Origin of the sequence: Massilia phyllosphaerae (assembly GCF_034659755.1) — a bacterium.
GTDB classification, from domain to species: domain Bacteria; phylum Pseudomonadota; class Gammaproteobacteria; order Burkholderiales; family Burkholderiaceae_D; genus Telluria; species Telluria phyllosphaerae.
Genome location: NZ_JAXSQX010000002.1, coordinates 252,877 through 271,313, shown reverse-complemented (window position 1 = coordinate 271,313; position 18,437 = coordinate 252,877). Strand labels below are relative to the sequence as shown.

13 protein-coding genes are annotated in these 18,437 nt (G+C 66.9%); 3 read left to right on the top strand and 10 right to left on the bottom strand.

Annotation, left to right across the window (positions count from 1 at the left end):
- Window positions 1-150 precede the first annotated feature (150 nt).
- Window positions 151-849, bottom strand: a complete 699-nt coding sequence (locus U1H99_RS09395) for a Spy/CpxP family protein refolding chaperone (RefSeq protein WP_323141472.1) — start codon at window positions 847-849, stop codon at window positions 151-153.
- A 134-nt stretch (window positions 850-983) separates the two neighbouring features.
- Here U1H99_RS09395 and U1H99_RS09390 point away from each other — a divergent pair, with 134 nt between their 5' ends.
- A complete protein-coding gene (locus tag U1H99_RS09390) occupies window positions 984-1,670 on the top strand; it encodes a response regulator (RefSeq protein WP_323141471.1) in 687 nt (228 codons plus the stop codon).
- Between the two features lie 2 nt (window positions 1,671-1,672).
- Window positions 1,673-3,190, top strand: coding sequence for a sensor histidine kinase (locus tag U1H99_RS09385; RefSeq protein WP_323141470.1), 1,518 nt, complete (start codon window positions 1,673-1,675; stop codon window positions 3,188-3,190).
- Between the two features lie 5 nt (window positions 3,191-3,195).
- Here the strand turns inward: U1H99_RS09385 and U1H99_RS09380 are convergent, their stop codons facing one another.
- The 9 genes from U1H99_RS09380 to U1H99_RS09340 form a co-directional block, all read right to left on the bottom strand.
- Window positions 3,196-3,777, bottom strand: a complete 582-nt coding sequence (locus U1H99_RS09380) for a PEP-CTERM sorting domain-containing protein (RefSeq protein ID WP_323141469.1) — start codon at window positions 3,775-3,777, stop codon at window positions 3,196-3,198.
- Window positions 3,778-3,922: 145 nt separating this feature from the next.
- The gene (locus U1H99_RS09375) at window positions 3,923-6,328 is read right to left on the bottom strand and encodes a DNA internalization-related competence protein ComEC/Rec2 (RefSeq protein ID WP_323141468.1); all 2,406 of its coding nucleotides are present in this window, start codon (window positions 6,326-6,328) and stop codon (window positions 3,923-3,925) included.
- Between the two features lie 6 nt (window positions 6,329-6,334).
- The gene (locus U1H99_RS09370) at window positions 6,335-7,354 is read right to left on the bottom strand and encodes a T6SS immunity protein Tli4 family protein (RefSeq protein WP_323141467.1); all 1,020 of its coding nucleotides are present in this window, start codon (window positions 7,352-7,354) and stop codon (window positions 6,335-6,337) included.
- 162 nt (window positions 7,355-7,516) lie between these two features.
- Entirely contained in the window at window positions 7,517-9,238 is a 1,722-nt protein-coding gene (locus tag U1H99_RS09365) for a T6SS immunity protein Tli4 family protein (RefSeq protein WP_323141466.1), read from the bottom strand.
- Between the two features lie 113 nt (window positions 9,239-9,351).
- Complete coding sequence (locus U1H99_RS09360; protein ID WP_323141465.1) at window positions 9,352-11,022, bottom strand: Tle4 family T6SS lipase effector; 1,671 nt, start codon at window positions 11,020-11,022, stop codon at window positions 9,352-9,354.
- A gap of 33 nt (window positions 11,023-11,055) precedes the next feature.
- Window positions 11,056-13,875: a type VI secretion system Vgr family protein gene (locus U1H99_RS09355; RefSeq protein WP_323141464.1), complete on the bottom strand. Its 2,820-nt coding sequence runs from the start codon at window positions 13,873-13,875 to the stop codon at window positions 11,056-11,058.
- A gap of 322 nt (window positions 13,876-14,197) precedes the next feature.
- On the bottom strand, window positions 14,198-15,007 hold the full coding sequence (locus tag U1H99_RS09350; protein WP_323141463.1) for a TatD family hydrolase: 810 nt from the start codon (window positions 15,005-15,007) through the stop codon (window positions 14,198-14,200).
- Between the two features lie 5 nt (window positions 15,008-15,012).
- Window positions 15,013-15,732 (bottom strand): lipoprotein-releasing ABC transporter ATP-binding protein LolD, encoded by a 720-nt coding sequence (gene lolD, locus U1H99_RS09345; RefSeq protein ID WP_323141462.1) that lies wholly within the window; start codon window positions 15,730-15,732, stop codon window positions 15,013-15,015.
- Window position 15,733: 1 nt separating this feature from the next.
- Window positions 15,734-16,999 (bottom strand): lipoprotein-releasing ABC transporter permease subunit, encoded by a 1,266-nt coding sequence (locus tag U1H99_RS09340; protein ID WP_323141461.1) that lies wholly within the window; start codon window positions 16,997-16,999, stop codon window positions 15,734-15,736.
- 201 nt (window positions 17,000-17,200) lie between these two features.
- On the opposite strand from U1H99_RS09340, the gene U1H99_RS09335 reads away from it, so the two are divergent.
- A complete protein-coding gene (locus U1H99_RS09335) occupies window positions 17,201-18,427 on the top strand; it encodes a hypothetical protein (RefSeq protein ID WP_323141460.1) in 1,227 nt (408 codons plus the stop codon).
- Window positions 18,428-18,437 lie beyond the last annotated feature (10 nt).

Sequence of the window (18,437 nt, the reverse complement as noted above, 5' to 3'; positions counted from 1 at the left end):
CGGCAAGCTAAGCGAAATCGGCGCTTATTGTAATGTCTTTACGAAACGCGATCGTACTCGCTGTGGCCGGATTAGAGGAAAAACACTACCACCTGCGTTGCTGTTTAGCCCATCTCTCCCACTGTTTACTATCTCTGTCAACTGTCGCGTTCATGGATGGTCCGGCGGGCCCGGCGGGCGCTCCCGGCGCAGTTGCTGGCGCTGCTCGGGCGTTAGCACCGCCAGCACCTGCGATTCGAGGCGGGCGCGCAGCAGCGCGCCGTCGGCAATCGCCTGGCCGAGTTCACGCGCCGCGGCAATGGCGCGGGCTTCGTCGAACTGCGGCGCGGCACCGAGGGTGCGCAGCGCTTCGTGCGCCTTGCGTTCCGCCTTTGCCTGCGTGCGCTGCCGGGGCGCGGCGGCATGCATGATCGCGAACAGCTGGTCTTGCTGGGCTTCGCTCAGGCGCAGGCGATGCAGGTGCCCGAACGGGCCGAAACCGCCCGGACCATGGGGTGGGCCTTCATGTGGGGGACCGTCGTGTGGGGGACCGTCGTGCGGCGGCCCTGCAGGGGTCGGCCCATCCAGGCCCGGTACACCGGGCCTGGATTTACCGAAACCTTGATCAGCGAAACTTTGATCACCGGAACTTTGATCGGCGAAACCGCGTTCCGCGCCCGCGCCGGGTGCGCGGCCGCCACGCTGCCCCTGGCTGGCGGCGCCATCGGCACCCGGTGCGGCACCCGGTGCGGCACCCGCTGGCGCATCGGCCTGGCCGGCCGCAAGAGCGGGTTCGGCGCCGGTGGCGGCAATGCAGGCGGCCAGCAGCGCTGCCGCTGAATGACGGGTAAAACGGCGAGAAAATGTCATGTTCCACATCCTTGTTGATTCAGGAATGCCATTCTCATCGTGCGCCTTGTTAATTAGTGTTAGCCCTGTGTAAATTGGGGTAAAGACAAGCCCGGCAGCGCCGCCGCGGGCCTCGGGTTTGCTAAGATGCGAGCATGAACCAAGTGCTGTTAATTGACGACGATACCGAACTGGTCGGGATGTTCACGGAATACCTGGAGCAGGAAGGTTTCCGCGTGGCATGTGCGCATGATGGCGAAACCGGTGCCCGTGAAGCCCTGTCCGGCCAGTACGCGATTGCCATCCTCGATGTGATGATGCCGCGCATGAACGGCATCGACACCCTGCGCCGCATCCGCGCCGCCAGCCGCATGCCGGTGCTGATGCTGACCGGCCGCGGCGACGACGCAGACCGCATCCTCGGCCTCGAGCTAGGGGCCGACGACTACGTGGCCAAGCCCTGCACGCCGCGCGAACTGACGGCGCGCGTGCGCGCCATCCTGCGCCGCACCCAGGGCTCGCCCAATGACGGCCCCGGCATCACGCTCACGGTCGGCAAGCTCACCATGCTGCCCGAGCAGCGCCGCGCCACCTGGGACGGCAGCGTGCTGGAACTCACCAGCACCGAATTCAACCTGCTCGAAGTCCTGGCGCGCAATGCCGGGCGCCCGGTCAGCAAGAACGACCTGTCCGAGCAGGGCCTGGGGCGGCCGCTGGCGCGCTTCGACCGCAACATCGACGTCCACCTGAGCAGCCTGCGCCACAAGCTGGGCACCCTGTCCGACGGCCGCTCCTGCCTGCAGACCGTCTACCGTCTCGGCTACCAGCTGATCCGCGAGTAGCGATGGGCCGGCTGTTCTGGAAATTCTTCCTGTGCATCCTGCTGGCCCAGGTCGCGGCCACCATCGGCACGCTCGCCACGGTCTGGCTGCGCGACCAGACCCGTAACCGCAACGTCGAGACCACCCTCGACGTCGGCCCGCCGGGCATGATGATGCTGGACGCGGCGCGCGCCACCCTGCGCCATGCGGGCGTCGACGGCCTGCGCGACCTGGCCGGCAACAGCCGCCGCATGCGCCTGTACGTGCTGGACGCGCAAGGCCGCGAACTGCTGGGCCGCCCGGTGCCTGCCAAGCTGCGCGAGGAAGTCACGCGCAACCTCGGCGACGACAACCCAGCGCGCGCGGTGGCCCAGCTCACCGGCCCCGACGGACGCAAGTACATCGCCTTCGCCTCGCGCATCCCGCGCAGCGCCCCGGACGCGATCCTGCAGGATGCGGCGCGCATCGAAGCCGGCGGCGGCGCCATCGGCACCGCGGCGCCGATCGGCCCGATGGGCGGCGGCATGGATGGCCGCATGGACGGCGCCAGGCGCGGCGGCCACGGTGCGCATATGGGGCCGGGTTTCGGTCCCGGCCCCATGCCGGGCGGGATGGGCGGTTTCGGTTTCCCGCCGCACGTCGGACGCTGGTTCGGCGTGGCTGCCGCAACGCTGGCCAGCCTGCTGTTCGCCGCCCTGCTGGCCTGGTACTTCTCGCGTCCGATCCGGGCGCTGCGCAACGCCTTCGAATCGGCCGCCGCCGGCGACTTGGCGCCGAAATTCGCCAGCGCCCGCTCGCGCGTCGGCGGCGACGAGCTGGCCGAACTGGGCCAGGACTTCGACCGCATGAGCGCGCGCCTGCGCACCCTGATGGAGGGCCAGCGCCGCCTGCTGCACGACGTCTCGCACGAATTGCGTTCACCGCTGGCGCGCCTGCAGGCGGCGATCGGCCTGGCGCACCAGCAGCCGGACAAGATCCAGCCCTCGCTCGAACGCATCGAGCGCGAGAGCGTGCGCATGGACCGCCTGGTCGGCGAGCTGCTGACGCTGTCGCGGCTGGAAGCATCGACCACGCTGCCGGCCTGCGAGCCGGTCGACCTGGTCGAGATGATCGACCAGATCGCCGACGACGCCCGCTTCGAGGCCGGCGCCCGCATCCAGGTCCATGCGCCGGCACCGGTGACGGTGCGCGGTGCCCCGGACCTGCTGTGGAGCGCGGTGGAAAACATCGTGCGCAACGCCGTCAAGCACGGCGGCGCCGGCAGCGAGGTCGAGGTCGAGCTGCGCGGCGGGAACGGCGAGGCCGACATCGACGTGCTCGACCGCGGTCCCGGCATCGCGCCCGAACACCTGGGCGAGATCTTCGAACCCTTCTTCCGCTCGAATCCGACCATGAACAACGTCGACGGCCACGGCCTGGGCCTGGCGATCGCGAGGCGCGTGGTCGACAGCCACGGCGGACGCATCACCGCGGCCAACCGCATCGGCGGCGGCCTGCGGGTGACGATCACGCTGCCGTTGGCGGAGGCGCCGCCGGCCTGAGCGGATCAGAGCGCCGGTGGTTTCCCGCGCCGGGCCCGGAACCGGCGCGCCAGGCCCAGCAGGCCAAGCCCCACCAGCGCCATGCTGCCGGGCTCGGGTACCTGGCGGAACACCCCGGTCGCGCCCGAGCACGCCGTCCACGGCGCGCAGCCGGCCCACCCCATGCCGGCATCGCTGTTGGCGTTGGTGACGGTGAACAAGCTGCCGACGCTGTCCATGAAAACATGGCTCTCGATACCGATCGCCTTGAACGTCCCGGACAGCGTCAGGTCGTCCTCGAACACGATATCCATGTCGAGCAATTCGCCTTCGCCGAACGGCCGCTCGGTCGGCAAGTAGGAAACCGGCTGCGCCGGTCCGGGGAAGCTGTAATGGAAGGCGACCAGGCCGGTGTTCGGCAGGAACTGGTACGGGCGCGCCCTCACGTGCACGGCACCGGCCTCGAAGGCGGCGTCGGTGAATTCCATGCGCAAGGTGATGTTGAAAGGCGCGGCATTGTTGTTACCTTGCCACTCATAGACGACGTTGGCCTGGCTGCTGGCATGGATGGACAATGCGGCGAGCGCGCAGGTGATTAGCTTTTTCATAAGTCACTTTTTGACAGTAAGCATCTTTCACAAGCACAACTTATGCCATTTGCGTTCTTTCCAGCAATTTCAAGGACTTACGGCAACAGTCCAGCCTCAGCCCGGTGTCTCTGTAAAGTATTCCGACATTGACATATTGTGAACATCAGTGCCCGTACCAGTAACGGGCATGGACGGCGCGGTAGCTGTCGATGGCGACGGCGTCGCCGGCCTCGATCGTCAGCGCACCCGCGAGGTCGGTCCGCAGGCGCTCGATCCCGAGCGCACCGTAGCGTTCATAGACCTCTTTCTTGGGATGGCGATAGCGGTTGTGCCACCCCACCTGGAAGATCCCGACGCTGGGCTGCACCGCGCGCAGGAACGCCGGCGTCGACGAGGTGCCGCTGCCGTGGTGCGGGGCCAGCAGGACGTCGGCCTGCAGCCGGCCGGGCGCGCCGGCCACCAGCGCCGCTTCCTGGGCGGCTTCGATGTCGCCGGCCAGCAGCACGCTGCGCCGCCCGCTGCCCTTGCCACGGCTGATGCGCAGCACGCAGCTGCGCGCGTTCGCCTTCAGGCCGGTGTCGGCGTAGCTGGCCGGCGCCGGATGCAGCATCTCGAAACGGACGCCGTCCCATTCCCAGTGCTGGCCGGCCGCGCACTGCAGGTAGCGCGGCGCAGCCCGTGCGAGCGGATGCCCGGCAGCGAGCGAAGACGCCAGCCAGCCGACCTTCAGCTCGGCCAGCAGCGCCGCCGCGCCGCCGGTGTGGTCGACGTCGCCGTGGCTGATCACCATGCCGTCGAACGCGCCGATACCGCGCATGCGCAGGTAGGGTAACAGCACGCGGCTACCGGCATCGGCGCCCGGCGCATAGCCGGGACCGGTGTCGTACAGCAGGCGGTGGCCGGCGGTCTCGACCAGCAGCGCCATCCCCTGCCCGACATCGAACGCGGTCACGCGCAAGCCACCGTCCGGAGGATGGTCGGGCGCCTGCAGCAGCAGCGGTAGCCAGGCCACGGCGCCGGCCCAGCGCTGCGGCCAGCCGCGCGGCATTAACATCCACAAGGTGCCACCCAGCGCCAGCAGGAATATCCACGACTGCGCCCAGCCCTGCGGCGCCGGCGCCCGCCACACCGCGGCCGGCAGCGCGGCCAGGTGGCCGAGCAGCCAGGCCAGCGCCGCCACCGCCGCATGCGCCGGCACCAGCAGCCAGCCGCACAGCGGCTCGGGCAGCAGGCTGCCGGCCAGCGCCAGCGGCGTGACGACGAAACTCACCAGCGGGATCGCCACCGCATTCGCCAGCGGGCTGACCAGCGAGACCTGGCCGAACAGCAGCATCGTCAGCGGCACCAGCCCGAGCGTGACCGCCCACTGGGTGCGTCCGGCCAGCAGCAGCGTGCCGCGCATGCCGTATGGTTGCGGTCCGAGCCGGCCATGGCCGGCGAACAGGATCATCGCCACCGCGCCGAACGACAGCCAGAAGCCGGGCCACAGCACCGCCCACGGGTCGAGCACCACCACCACCCCGAGCGCCGCGCACAGCACGTGCGTGACCGCGCTCAGGCGCCCGCTCCACAGGGCCAGCGCCACCACCGTCAGCATATACAGCGTACGCTGGGCCGGCACGCCGAAACCGGCCAGCAGCACGTACAGCAGGGCGGCCACGGCGCCGGCCAGCGCCGCCACCTTTTGCGCCGGCAGCAGCAAGGGCAACTGGGCACCGGTAAAGAACGAACGCCGCCACAGCGTCGATGCGCCCAGCGCCGCCAGCCCGGCGATCATGGTGATGTGCAGGCCGGAGATCGAGATCAGGTGGCCGATGCCGGTGCGGTTGAACACCTGCCAGTCGGACTGCTCGATGCCGCGCTGGTCGCCGATCACCAACGCCACGATCACGCCGGCATATTCCCTGCCCGCCAGCGCATGCAGGATGCGCTCGCGCAGGAAGGCGCGGCTGCGCTCGACCGCGGTGCCGATGCCGGGCACCACCTCGTCGAGGCGGCGGTTGTCGCTACCTGCCGCACGCACGTAGCCGGTGGCGCGCACGCCCTGCTCCAGCAGCCAGACTTCGTAGTCGAAGCCGCCCGGGTTGGCGTTGCCGTGCGGGCGCTGCAGGCGCACCGTGAGCTGCCAGCGCTGCCCGGGCTGCACCTCGGCGAGCGCGCCGGCGGCCTGGCCCCTGTCCGCATACCAGGACAGGGCGACGCGCGGCGGTACGGCAGCCTGCGGCGTCAGCGTGCGCTCGACCTTCAGGTTGAAGCGGATGCCCTGCTCGAAGCGCGCCGGCAGACTGTCGACGATGCCGACGACCTGCAGGTCGCGGCCTTCGTCGACCGTGGACAGGGCCGGCGCCAGTGCCAGTTGGGCCAGCAGCGCGGCCCAGGCGTAGCCGAGCAGGATGCCGGCGCCGGCGCAGGCTGCGATGCCGCTTGAAGTCCGGGTCGCACGCCGTGCCGCAAGCAGCAGCATCAGGGCGGCGGCGGCGCAGCACAGTTGTAGTCCGGACGGCGGCAGCGTGGCGGCGTTCTGCAGCACCAGGACGCCAGCGACGAAGCCGAGGATCAGGCAGCGCATGCCGGGTCAGGGGAAGGCGTTGCCTGGGTTGGCGATTGCGCCCAACTTCGGCTCAGGCAGCGGCGAATGACCGGCGGGTAATGGCAGGCTGGTCGGACGCATGCGGATACTGGAGGAGATCATGTCCCACAGGGCCAGGACAGCGTCTTCATGCAGGCTCGAATCAGCTGGCCTTGCGGCGGGTTCCAGGCTGATCCCGGAATGCAGCTCCAGCGACAAGAAAGGCTTCAGCGGGTTGTACTTTACGCCTTCAGTCTCCCAGACAAATCCAAAGGTAGTCGCGAAATTGAGTTCGCGGACACGCTCCAGTACCTCCTCACCGGACAGATCATTGATGTGGCGTTTCCCTGTTCTCAGCTTGGTCACGCGCAGCATTTCGTCCGCACCGGCCTCCGCATCCATATCCTTCACCCGCTTCAGCAGGCTGCGTGTAGTGCCACCGCCCGGCAAGCTGGCGAATGCGATACCGACGTCGGGATGACGGGGCAGACCGATATGCATCACGATATGTTCGGTAGCATGAGCCGGTAATGGCTCCACAAAAAACCCTCTCCAGATACAGAATCCCGGACCGGTGGGCACCTCATCTTCGCCCCTTCGTCTTAAACGTGCCAATAGCCCTTCAGCGAGGTCTGCATCGGCGACGTCCGCATTTTTCATCGACAGCGAAAAACTCATGCCTCCTGTATGTCCGTGGACTTCGACCGAGACATCCTCGTCGTCGATCCGGCGGTCGCCTTCCATCAGATAGCCACGGTTACGCCCGAACACGAATTTCCGCCCGATCATGCCGGGGACATGAAGGTCGCTTGCCTCGACCATGCCTCCAGTTCCATCGACAGCAGAGCCAGGGGATTGAATGGCAGCTCCGCGTGCCGTGATTCGCTCACGGAATGCCATTTCGATTTCCTCAACCGTCACGATCGTGTAGCCGTCCATCATCTCGCGCGACAGCATGACTGCCGCATTTGCGGGTACGTCGACAAGGAAGCGGCCGACACAAACCGATTTCATCTTTTCCGTCATGTTTGCCACCTCGGATCTGTCCCGATGACTTCGGAGCTGGCCATTGCCCCATGCGCATGCACACACAAGGAGCGACAGCAGGACGGCACGTTGAAACCAACGTTTATGTCTCAGTTCTCTCATGACGGCTTTTCAAATGAGGTTCCGGCCCCACCGGGCGCTTCAAGCCAGCATTGGCGGCTCGCCAAGCGGCAGGCCAGCGCCTGACGGCGGCGTCGCCTGCGTCATGGCGGGCGCATCGACCTGGCGCATCAATAGCCAGAGGCTGCGGCGCTGGATCACTTCCGGCCCGTCTGCCTTGCCGAACACGCCGGGCGGTACCTGAAAGGTGGCCACAGGGAGCACGCTGCCGCGTGCGAACCAGCGCGTGCCGTCCAGCGCGTGCACTTCCTCGCAGCGCCACCAGCCGCTCGCCGGACAAGTTTCGCCGGTGCGCACGTAGGCACCGACCGCTGCGCGCGGCTCGGCGGTGGCCGCGTCGAAGCCGGCCGGTGGCGGGCCGGCCGCCGCCAGCGACACGACTGACGTCACGCGCGGCCGCATGCGCTTGTCGACCAGCGTCCAGGCGGTCAGGCGCGGACTTTCCATGCTCGGCTGGACACGCCTGACCTTCTGCCATAGCGTCTGCTTAGGCAGCAGCAGCGCCTGCGGCATGCGCTCTCCCTTGCGGATGTATTGCACCTGGCCGCCATGCACGTCGAGGCCGGGGCCGCCCTCACGGCATTGCCACCAGCCGGACTGCGGGCACATGTCACCCGCGACGGCCGTGGTGCCCAGCTTCGGCCCTGGCGGTTCGGTGGACGAACCGGCTGCCGGTAGCGGACCGGTTGGGCGCACACGGATGCTGGAAGCGACGCTATCCCACAGCGCCACGACCGCGTCTTCATGCAGGCTGGCGTCGGCCGGTCTACCGCCTGGTTCGGGACTGATCCCCGCCTGCAGTTCGAGCGAAAGAAAGGACCGCATTGGGTCATCGTCGACGCCGCGCGTCTCCCACATGAATGCAAACGTCGTGGCGAAATTCAGTTCACGGAAACGCTCCAGCAGCTCTTCACCGGCGAGGCCATTGATATTGCGCTTGTCGGCACGCAGCTTGGTCACGCGCAGCGCGTCGACCGCAGTGTCGGAGGCATCGGTATCGGCCGACCGCGCAAGAAGATCCGGGTCGGTACCGCCGCCCGGCATACTGACGAAGGCCATGGCCACGTCCGGATGATCGGGCAGCCTGACGTGCATCGCGGCGTGCTCGGTCCTGTGGGCCGGAAGAGGCTCGGCAAAGATGGCGCGCCCGATACAAAAACCCGGGATCGCCGGAATCTCTTCCTGGCCGCGTGGGCGCAATCTCGTGAGCAGCGCTGCGGCCCGCCCGGCATCGGCTTCGTTCGCATATTTCATCGCGAGCATGAAGCTCAGCCCTCCGATATGCGCATGCGCCTCGACCGATACGAATTCGTCCTCGATACGCTGATCGCCTTTCATCAGGTAGCCACGATTACGCCCAAAGACGAAGGTCCGGCCGACCATCGCGTCGATACGCAGGTCTACTGCTTCGACCATGCCGCCTGTTCCGTCGCTGGCGCTGCCGCGGGCCTCAAGGTCAGCCTCGCGTGACGCCAGCCGCTCGCGAAATGCGGCCTCGCTCTCATCGACAGTGGCAACGTCGAACCCATCGATCATCTCGTGTGACAGGCTCACCTCGGCCTGTGCCGGCACGTCGACCAGATAGCGTCCGACACACACCGATTTCATCTTTTCCGTCATTTTTGCCACCTCGGATTTGTCTCGCATGCTGCGGACCTGGCCGGCGGCCCAGCTTCCGGCACAGACGAGCGCTGCCAGCAAAACGATGACTTCACGCCATCCGCGTCTTCTCAATCGCTTCATGGCAAGCTTCTATATCAGCTTGGCGGCGGTATGGGCAACCGCCTGACTTTGCGTGCAAACGCTTCGCATCCCGCACGCGCGAAGCTCGGCCAATCGATCTTCTCTCACGCTTTTCATGGCAGCGCCTGGACCATCTTGACGATAAGATGTCGGGTCAGCAACAGGACGGCATCGTGGTTGAACGCACCCTGATGGTCGAAACCGCGGATGTCGAACACTTGCCGAGCGTTTTCCCCGGGGGCTGCCCCGGACTGGTAAGGCACTGTGCCGTCCCCGGCAACGTCCTGGCGTGCCGGCACGAAATGCAGATCGGTACGGCCTTCCACTCTGACACGACGTCCGCCGGACGCCGCATAGCCGGTCCGTGCAGCATCACGCACGTTTGCCTCCGTGAACACTGCCCCTTTACCCGGATCACGTGCGACCCAGCGCACGGCACCGAACGACATCTGCGCCTGATCCGCGCCATAAAAGACATAAGTGTTCGGGTGATAGTAGCTGCCCAATGTGTCACGATGGAAACGTTCAGCGCTGTCGATCGCCGTGCGCACGGCATGCTTGATTTTGTTGACGTCCCGGCGGTACTTGTCCGCCGGGTCAACCAATTGCGGGTCTACCAGCCGATACCACGAGTCCATGTCGCGATACATGTCGTACGGATTGCCGACCGGCAGATGCACTACGTCGCGCCCGACATCCTTGTTGTTGACCCGGCTGACCATATGCACATGCAACCAGGGTTTCGGATACAGATGATTCGGCAACAGTTGCAAGGCACCGGGCGAGGTCGCCATCACGGCCATGGTCGACGCGGGCACTTCGCCCAGGATCTCGGCCACGCACTGCGCTTTTTCATTGTCGACGCTGCTATTACTTGGACTCCATTTCTCAGTGCCGCAGGCAATCCTGCGATAGCAGACCGGGGCGCCGAGCGCAGGCATGACACCGTGGACGATACCCAGGACGCTGTCGGGCATCTGCCTGGCACAGGCGCGCGCCACCAATCCACCCATCGAATGCGTTACCAGAATCACTTTATGGCACTGGCGTGTGCCTTGATGCCAGAATCCGATGATTTGCTCGATGCGTTTGCGTAAGTCCTTTGCCGATTCTTCACACGATGCCAGCCAGTTGTAGCCGCTGGCGTATACCGGGAAGTAATAGTCGGCGTGTTTTTCCAGTTCCTTCTCCGTGATCTTCTCGATGGAACGTACTCCCCAGCGCGCCGGGTCACATTCCATGACGTCGCGCCAGTGGCCGCGCAACACCCTGCTCTTGTCATGCACGTCCATTTCGAAAGTGCGATTCAGCCCGATATACAGTTCGTACAGCAGCTTGCCATACGAGTCCCAGTGCACCTCGCCCCATCCGCGCTTTCGTACTTCTTCGATGGTTGCACCGTACCGACCGGCATCATCGGGCAAGGTGATCCGACCGCCGTCGTCGACTTCCAGGTTGTCGGCATCCAGGATCAGTTGGCGCGTGCGAGGCTTGCGGTTCTTCCAGACGTGCGCGGCATACAGGCCCTCGAATGTGCCGTTCGGCGCGCGCCACGCTGCCTCGCCCCGTCCAAGTTCGCGGTTGGCCGGTCCGTTTCGATTCGTACTGGACCGCAAGTTGCTCCCCATGATCCCCGGCACCACGATCACCGGCACCACTTTCGAGGGAGGCATGGTAAACAACCCGCGCGTATGCATTGCAGTCGGCGTCAACACCGTATGCCCCACCCAGCTGCCGTCGGGCTGCGGGACGAGGTTCGGCAAGGGGCGGGTCGGGTCGGCCATGGGGCGCTCCGTTATCGTTATGGGTGGGACGGATCAATCGGGGAGGAAGGTGATGGCGACGTCGCCGATCATGTCGCCGATCAGCAGCGAGGTTTTGCCGGTCTCGTCGGTCCGGCCGGTGACCGTGCGCCCGTCTTCCAGCTGCGCCATGTAGCGCTGGTTCGGTACCGGCTTGCCGGTCTGCTGGTGGTGCAGCACCACGTATTCGTCGGTCTGCAGACGCGCGCTCGGCAGCTTGAGTCCTTGTGGCGTCGCGCCGCCCGGCCCCAGGTGCACGAAATTGGCGCCTTTCATGACTTGCGCGCCGCTGGTCTGGTGCGTGATCGAACCTTCGGCCCAGTCGGTCTGGGCGCCGGGTGCCACCACCCTGACGAAGGGCGCATCGAGTTCGATGCCCTCGGCGGCGATCAGGCTGATGCGGCCCGAGGACTTGATCTCGATGTGGCCCTGGTCGGTCTGCACCACGATGTTGCCGCGGCCGGCCACCAGCTTCAAGCCTAGCTCGTGGGCGAACATGGCGATGCTGCGGGCGGCGCGCAGGAACAGGTTGCGCCCGGCCGCGACTTCGGTATCGCCGGCGCTGACCACGTCGATCTTGCTGGACGCGCCCAGCGCCAGGTTGTCCTGGCTGGCGACGATGATGCCGGCCGGCGCGGTGGCGGCGACGATGGCTGCGCCGCCGCCGGTACCGCCCTCCGCCACGTTGCTGCCTTCGTGCCAGCGCTTCAGCTTGTCGACCAGCGCCGCCATGCGCTCGCCAGCCGGCTCGTCGCCGGTATGGACGGCCGCCAGCTTGCCGACTTCGTCGAGGATGCCCTGCATGACCTCGGCCAGCCCGACCAGGCCGGCGCGCGCCAGCTGGGCGCCCTCCGCCTCCGGGCTGGCTTCGGCGCTGAGCAGGACGCCCTGGCCGCCGCGCACGGCAACCGCCTTGTCGCTGCGCAGTTCGGCGCCCTCTCCGCGCGGGCTGCCTGCGCCGCCGGACTTGGGCCGGGTCAGCCAGCCGAGGTTCAGTTCGGACGCGCAATGGTCGCTGGCGAGCTGGGCGCTGATCTCGCCCTGGCTGTCGTCGAAGCGCAGCTGGTTGCCGCGCCGGCCCTGGATTTCGCGGGTGCGGGTGCCGGACAGGTAGCGGTTACCGGGCAGGTCGCCAACGGCGCTAAAGCTGGGAGGCGCGGCGCGCTGGTTGTACAGCTGTGCCAGCACGATGGGACGGTCGGGGTCGCCCCCGAGGAAGGCGACCAGCACCTCGGTGCCGACGCGCGGCAGGCCCAGGAAACCGGACTGGTGCCGGCTGCCGGCGCCGCCCCCGTTGCCCGGACCGCCGTTGCCGGCCCAGTTCGAGGCGACCCGTACCCAGGCCGAATCGGCCGGCGAATCCGAGGCGCCGGCGCCGTGCGCATGCGCGTGGTCGGCGGCGCGCATGCCGGGAAAGCGGATCTTGACCCGGCCCAGCGCATCGCAGTGGACTTCTTCGCTTTTCGGGCCGACCACGATCGCGCTTTGTAGCTGAGGATGCGGCAGGTCGATGCGCGGGTCGAAGGCCGGCACGATCGGGATGCCGCGCCGTACCGCCGAGAAGCGCACGCGCACGCGCGCGGCGCCGTCGCCGGCGCGCGGCGCCGCCAGCGGCGGCCAGGCAGGGTCAGGCAGCAGGCGGCTGGCGCGGGCGTCGAGTTCGCGCGGCAGGTTGTTGTCGGCGCTGACGTGCAGTTCGGTGATCACGAAGTCGCGCTCGGATGCCGGATGGGTGTCGATTTCCGGATGGCCCGCCAGCGAAAAATACTGGCCGGCGCAGAAGTCGCGCACGCTGCCCTCGCCTTCGAAGCACTTGGACGCGAACTCGTGGCGGTTCATGCGCACCTGGCCGAGGCGCCAGCCGTCCTCGACGTCGTTGCCGGCGTGCGGAATGTCGACCAGGTAATCGTCCAGCGTGGCCGCGAGGCGGTTGCCGCCCGGGCCCTGGTCGGCGTTGCCGCGGCTGCTGGTAGTCATGAACTGCGGCGTCCCCGGGTTCTTGTAATCCCAGCTGTGGCGGGTGGTGACGCCCGGCTGCAGGCGCCGCGCCGCGGTCCAGGAGGTAATGGTGTCGCGGCCGTCGGCGGCGGCGTCGCGGTGGTAGCGCACCGTGCCGGCGCCATTCCGGGCCAGGCTGTTGGCATCGTTGAACAGCACCAGCGTATGCGCCGGCGTGCGGTCGTGCAGTGGGTCGACCGCGGTGGTGCGGCTGCGGCCCGGCCGGAACAGCCAGCCGATGCCGCGCCGTTTCAACAGGCGGCGCACGAAGGCGGCATCGGATTCGTTGTACTGCATGGTCTGCTCGCGCGGCGGAAAATTGCGCATGTCGAACAGCGGGTCCAGTTCGAGCTCGAAGGCGCTGGCCAGTACCGTGTTCGCATGGCGCCATTCGTCGCACAGCACCTGCACGATCTCGAGCTCGTTGTGATAGCGGAAGATGCGGCTGCCGCTGCGCTTTTCCATGACGGCGAAGACGTCGCGCAGCACCAGTTCGTAGGCCGCCAGGCCGCCGTCGGCGTCGCCGGCGCGCGCTTCGGTGACGATGCCGCACACGCTGCGCAGCTGGCCGCGGTCGGTGACGAACTGCAGTTCCGCCGGCAGCGCGATGAATTCCTTCAGCGGCAGCGCCGGGCTGCCGGCCAGGCAGGCGATGCGGTACTCGACGCCACCGCAGACCGCTTCGCTGCCGACCACGCGCTGCGGCAGCAGGACGTCATCGAAGGTGCCGGCGCCCTGCTGCCCGCCGTGCGCCAGGCGCAGGCGCAGTGCGCGGTGCGCGGTGCTCAGGGACTTTTCGTGCTGCAGGACCCGCAGGAACTCGGTGGTGCTTTCCACAATCTCTCCGATGACGATGCCGCAATGCGGTAGATGTGGTCATTTTTCCATGCTTCCCGGACACGGAGATTATGATTCCGCAGACGCGCGGAAGCGATTCCAGCGCATCTGCAGGGTGGCGTGCGGCGCACCGTGGAGGTGTGTATCGCGGACGATGGCAGGGCTGTGGAACTCGGCGCAGCGGGGGCGGTCTGAACGCAGTTTATGCAGCGGCGGTATGCGTTTTGATTACGCGACGCCGATGGGGCCGTAGGGTGGGCTCCCCGAGCCCACGGGGAGGTTCGATCAATGCCGGATTCCGCGGGGGCACGGCGTGCCCACCCTACATGATCGCAGCGAGTCTCGGTATGGCAGCCAATGCGCTGCGGTAGGTCGAAGCCTGCACCTCATCGGCCGCGATCCCGCGCAACTCGGCCAGCATGTGGCCGATTGCCGGCAGCTGTTCCGGACTGTTGCGCCCCGGATGGACCCAGCTTGGTGCGATGTCCGGCGCATCGGTCTCGAGCACGATGGCATCCAGCGGCAGTTGCAGCGCCAGCCGGCGGATCTGCAGCGCGCGCGTAAATGTCATGGCGCCGCCGAAGCCGAGGTGGAAGCCGAGGTCGATGAAATTCTGCGCCTGCTGGAAGCTGCCGTTGAAGGCATGCGCGATACCCCCGTTGGGGCGGATCTGGCGTAGGTGCTTGAGCACCTGGTCCTGCGAGCGGCGCACGTGGGTCAGCACCGGCAGGTCGAAATCGCGCGCGATGCGCAGCTGTTCCCGCAAAAAGCGCTCCTGCTTCTCGCGCATCGCCGGTTCGCACAGCATCGGGATGAAGAAATCGAGGCCGATCTCGCCGATGGCGACGAAGCGCGGGTCGCCGAGCGACGCTTCGACACGCCGCCGCAGCTCGAGCAGGTCGTCGTCGCTGGCCCTGGGTACGCAGATCGGGTGGATGCCGAGCGCATAGCTGGCGTTGGGCGCGCCGTCGGCCAGGCGTTTCACGACGTCGAAGTTGCCGCGCTCGACCGCCGGGATCACGATCATGCCCACGCCCTGGGTGCCGGCGCGGCCGGCCACGGCCAGCGATTCGTCGCCGAACTCGTGGGCGTCGAGGTGGCAGTGGGTATCGATCCAGAGCGGCGCCGTCATGGGAATCAGCGCTCCGGATGCAGGCCGTGCTCGGCCAGGCGCAGCACGCGGTCGCAGCGGCGCGCCAGTTCCGGGTCGTGGGTGACGATGACGAAGGAGGTGCCGAGGGTCTTGGACAGTTCCAGCATCAGGTCGAAGATGCCCTGCGCGGTCTGGCTGTCGAGGTTACCGGTCGGCTCGTCGGCCAGCACGCATGCAGGCTGGGTGACGAGCGCGCGCGCCAGGGCCACGCGCTGGCGCTCGCCGCCGGACAGTTCGCCCGGGCGGTGGATCGCGCGCTTGGTCAGCCCGACGCGCGCCAGCATGGCCTCGGCCTGGGCCAGCGCATCAGCGCGTTTCATGCGCCGGATCAGCAGCGGCATGGCGACGTTATCAACTGCCGAGAATTCCGGCAGCAGGTGGTGGAACTGGTAGACGAAGCCGAGCGAGGCATTGCGCAGCTCGCCGCGGCGGGCTTCGGACAGCGTCGCGAAATCCTCTCCCTGCAACGTGACCGCACCGGTGCTCGGGGTATCGAGGCCGCCGAGGATGTGCAGCAGGGTCGACTTGCCGGAACCGGAGGCGCCGACGATCGCCACGCGTTCGCCGCGGCCGATCGCAAAGTCGATGTTGCCGAGCACCTGGACCGAATAGTCGCCCTGGGTGAAGGTCTTGCCGACGCCGCGGCAGGCCAGCACCGCCACCCCGCCGGCAGTAGGATTATTATTGTTGGATGTGTGGTTCATGTCATTCATAACGCAGGGCCTCAGCCGGTTTGACGCGCGACGCCGAGAAGCTCGGATAGATCGTCGCCACGAATGCCAGCAGCACCGAGACGCCGCCGATCTTGAAAACGTCCGGCCAGCGCATGTCCGAAGGGATCTCGCTGATCAGATAGATGTCCTTGGACAGGAACTGGATGCCGAACAGGTGCTCGATGAAGGGCACGATGACGTCGATGTTGAGCGCCACCAGCACGCCCAGGCCGACGCCGGCCAGCGTGCCCATGATGCCGACCAGGGCGCCCTGGATCATGAAGATCTTCATGATCGACTGCGGCGAGGCGCCGAGGGTGCGCAGGATCGCGATGTCGGGCTGCTTGTCTGTGACGGTCATGACCAGGGTCGAGACCAGGTTGAAGGCGGCCACCGCGATGATCAGCGTCAGGATGATGAACATCATGCGCTTCTCGGTCTGCACCGCGGCGAACCAGTTGGCGTTGAGCTTGGACCAGTCGCGCATCACCAGGTTGCCCGACATCTGCCCCTTGAGCTGGGCCGCCACCTGCGGCGCCTGGTGCATGTCGGCGAGGCGCAGGCGCAGGCCGTTGGGGGCGTCGAGGCGTTCCATGCGCTCGGCATCCTGGATGTGGATGAAGGCCATGCTCGAATCGAATTCGTAGTGGCCGGCCTCGAAGATGCCGGCCACGGTGAACAGGCGCGAGCGCGGCACGATGCCGGCCGGCGTCATCTGGCCCTGGGCCAGCATCATGTTGACCTTGTCGCCGACGCCGACGCCGAGCGAGCGCGCCAGCGCGTAGCCCAGCACGATATTGAATTGCCCCGGACGCAAGTCCTGCAGGCTGCCCTGGCGCACCTGTTTCGCCACGTCGGACACCTTGGGCTCCTCGTCGGGCAGGATGCCGCGGATGCTCGACGGTTTCATGGCGTCGTCCTTGACCAGCAGGCCCTGGGTCTCGACGAAGGGCGCGGCGCCGCGCACGGCCGGGTTGCGGAAGGCTTCCTGCTCGGCCTTGCGCCAGTCCGGCATGCTGCCGCTCGCATCGAAGACTTCGATATGGGCCAGCACCGACAGCATGCGGTCGGTGACCTGTTTCTGGAAGCCGTTCATGACCGACAGCACCACGATCAGCGCCGCCACCCCGAGCGCGATACCGGACACCGAAATCAGGGAAATGAAGGAGATGAAGCTGTTGCGGTTGCTGCGCTTGCCGGCGCGCGTGTAGCGCAGGCCGACCAGCCATTCGTAGGGCAATTTGTGGATGAGGCTCATGTGCTCCGGTCTAAAACCATCTGGTGTGGCAGTGTGCCACACAAAACTCATCCATGTGGGGTCTTGTCACAATTGGAATAACAATTTCCTAACAGAGCGACCAAAATTCGAATGAAACCGCGCCGACGGAACTTCGCGCCCGCCCGCCTATCGTACGAAAAGGCCGAACCCCGACGGCGCATCCGTTTCAGGAGAATCACCATGGCATTCAGCGTGTTCGATTCAAGAGGCACCCCGATCGACAACCAGCGCTACACCTGGCGCGACCTGGTGCGCAAACCCCTCAGCAAGCTCGACGACGACGCGTTTACGCGCGTGCGCGTCATCATCATGAACGGCATCGAGCTCGAAGCGCTCGCGTTCTCGCACAACTGCGCACGCTGCAACAGCGCGCTGCGCCTGCCGCTGGCACTGATCCGGCGCTCGGAACAGCACCAGGCCACGATGGTCAACTGGCTGCTGTCGCCCGACCATTCCCCGCTCGAGACCACGATTGCCTACGAACAGGTGGCGATCGAACTGACCGCGGCGGTGGCCCAGCGCGAGCCGGACGGCTACCTGGCCCAGTGCTACCGCTTCGGCCTGCTGGAAGACGTCGACCACCTGTACCGCTATTCCGCGCTGCTCGACCGCCTCGAGGGCAAGGACCCGAACAACATCGTGCAGAGCTACACCGACATCCTGCCGGCGCGTCCGACCTGGGAACACCACCGCCATCCGTCGGACGACCTGCGCGTGCCCTATGACCGCAGCACGGCGCACATGCTGAGCAAGCTGCATGCGCTGACCATCACCGCCACCGAACAGCAGACCCAGAAGTACTACATGAACGTGGGGCCGCTGTTCGCCGACCCGGTGGCGCGCCAGCTGTACGCCGAGATCGCCTCGGTCGAGGAGCAGCACGTCACCCAGTACGAATCGATGCTGGATCCGACCGAGACCTGGCTCGAGAAGTGGATGCTGCACGAGGCAAACGAGTGCTACAACTACTACAGCTGCGTCGAGAGCGAGACCAACCACGAGATCAAGGCGATCTGGGAACGCTTCCTCGACTACGAGCTGGGCCACTTCCACACCGCGGCCGAGGCCTTCGCGAAGTACGAGCGGCGCGATCCGCATGAGGTCATCACCGGCGCCTTCGACGCGCCGATCCCGCTGAAATCGCAGCGCGACTTCTACCGCAAGGTGCTGGTCGACGAGGTCGACCTGCGCGCCCTCGGCACCCAGTTCGTGCCGAAGGACCAGGAAAGCCGCGACAGCATCGCCTACCGCACCCGGATGAACAGCGACGGCTCGCCCAGCATGGCGATCTCCGCCGGCTACGTGTGGGCGCCGGGCACCGAAATCGTCACCCGCGGCGCAGTCAGCGGCGCGGCCCAGGCCACCGGCATGGCCACTGCGGCCAGCATGCCGGCCACCCTGCATTGAGCCCCATCGG

Coding starts and splice junctions, on each gene's coding strand:
- U1H99_RS09395 (WP_323141472.1), bottom strand. CDS start 849: ATGACATTTTCTCGCCGTTTTACCCGTCATTCAGCGGCAGCGCTGCTG.
- U1H99_RS09390 (WP_323141471.1), top strand. CDS start 984: ATGAACCAAGTGCTGTTAATTGACGACGATACCGAACTGGTCGGGATG.
- U1H99_RS09385 (WP_323141470.1), top strand. CDS start 1,673: ATGGGCCGGCTGTTCTGGAAATTCTTCCTGTGCATCCTGCTGGCCCAG.
- U1H99_RS09380 (WP_323141469.1), bottom strand. CDS start 3,777: ATGAAAAAGCTAATCACCTGCGCGCTCGCCGCATTGTCCATCCATGCC.
- U1H99_RS09375 (WP_323141468.1), bottom strand. CDS start 6,328: ATGCGCTGCCTGATCCTCGGCTTCGTCGCTGGCGTCCTGGTGCTGCAG.
- U1H99_RS09370 (WP_323141467.1), bottom strand. CDS start 7,354: ATGACGGAAAAGATGAAATCGGTTTGTGTCGGCCGCTTCCTTGTCGAC.
- U1H99_RS09365 (WP_323141466.1), bottom strand. CDS start 9,238: ATGAAGCGATTGAGAAGACGCGGATGGCGTGAAGTCATCGTTTTGCTG.
- U1H99_RS09360 (WP_323141465.1), bottom strand. CDS start 11,022: ATGGCCGACCCGACCCGCCCCTTGCCGAACCTCGTCCCGCAGCCCGAC.
- U1H99_RS09350 (WP_323141463.1), bottom strand. CDS start 15,007: ATGACGGCGCCGCTCTGGATCGATACCCACTGCCACCTCGACGCCCAC.
- lolD (WP_323141462.1), bottom strand. CDS start 15,732: ATGAACCACACATCCAACAATAATAATCCTACTGCCGGCGGGGTGGCG.
- U1H99_RS09340 (WP_323141461.1), bottom strand. CDS start 16,999: ATGAGCCTCATCCACAAATTGCCCTACGAATGGCTGGTCGGCCTGCGC.
- U1H99_RS09335 (WP_323141460.1), top strand. CDS start 17,201: ATGGCATTCAGCGTGTTCGATTCAAGAGGCACCCCGATCGACAACCAG.